The organism is Streptomyces sp. NPDC006265, from assembly GCF_040613555.1.
Classification (GTDB): Bacteria; Actinomycetota; Actinomycetes; order Streptomycetales; family Streptomycetaceae; genus Streptomyces.
The window spans coordinates 1-1,059 of record NZ_JBEXSH010001530.1 but is presented as its reverse complement, the minus strand read 5'-3'; the positions used below and the strand labels follow the sequence as shown (position 1 = coordinate 1,059).

Genomic DNA, 1,059 nt, shown 5'->3' with positions numbered 1-1,059 from the left:
GCCAGAGCCTCGCGCAGGGCGCCCGGGTCGGTGATGCTGTTAGGGGTCATCGCGACCAGCTCGGCGCTGTCGGGGAGCCGGCCCCGATCTGCGCCAGCTGCTGCTCGGTTCGGAGGGCGCCTTCGGCGTCATCACCTCCGTCACCGTCCGCGTCCGGCCCGTCCCGCAGACCCGCCGCTACGAAGGGTGGCGCTTCGCCTCCTTCGACGAGGGCACCGCCGCCCTGCGCCGGCTCGCCCAGGACGGCCCGCGCCCCACCGTCCTCCGGCTCTCCGACGAGACCGAGACACTGATCGGCCTGGCCCAGCCCGATGTCATCGGCTCCGCCGCCGAGCGGCAGAGCGCGGGATGTCTCGCCGTCGTCGGCTTCGAGGGCACCGAGGACGACACCGCGCAGCGCCGGGCGGCCGCGGCGGCCGTACTCACCGACTGCGGCGGCGAGTACGCGGGCGACGAACCAGGACAGCGCTGGGCGCGCGGCCGCTACTCGGCACCGTACCTGCGGGACTCGCTCCTCGAAGCCGGAGCGTTCGCCGAGACGCTGGAGACCGCCGCCTACTGGTCGCGGCTGCCCGGCCTGTACGCGGGTGTCCGCGACGCGCTGACCGCCACACTCACCGAGCACGGCACCCCGCCGTTGGTCATGTGCCACATCTCGCACGTCTACGAGAACGGCGCCTCCCTGTACTTCACCGTCGTCTCGGCACAGGGCGAGGACCCGGTGGCGCACTGGACGCGCGCCAAGCACGCCGCGAACGAGGCGATCCTCACGGCCGGCGGCACCATCACCCACCACCACGCGGTCGGCACCGACCACCGCGACTGGTACGTCCGCGAGGCCACGGACCTGGGCGTCGCGGCACTGCAGGCCGTCAAGCAACGCCTGGACCCGGACGGCCTGCTGAACCCCGGCGTCCTGCTGCCGGCCGACTGACCGCGGCCCCCGCGCCTGCTCGAGCACGCACCACCCCATCAGACGACAGCCCGGCACCACCCGTCAGCCCGGAGGCACATCGATGCGACAGTTCACCGCCGTCGTCAACCCCACCGCGGGCGGAG

General features: G+C 73.7%; 2 pseudogenes. One reads left to right on the top strand and one right to left on the bottom strand.

The window, feature by feature from the left end:
• Positions 1 to 80, bottom strand: a pseudogene (locus ABZ281_RS50390) (IclR family transcriptional regulator); the annotation flags it as partial.
• Between ABZ281_RS50390 and ABZ281_RS50385 the strand changes: the two are divergent.
• Positions 77 to 934 (top strand): annotated as a pseudogene (locus ABZ281_RS50385) (FAD-linked oxidase C-terminal domain-containing protein); the annotation flags it as partial. The pseudogenes ABZ281_RS50390 and ABZ281_RS50385 sit on opposite strands and share 4 nt — an antisense overlap.
• Positions 935 to 1,059 lie beyond the last annotated feature (125 nt).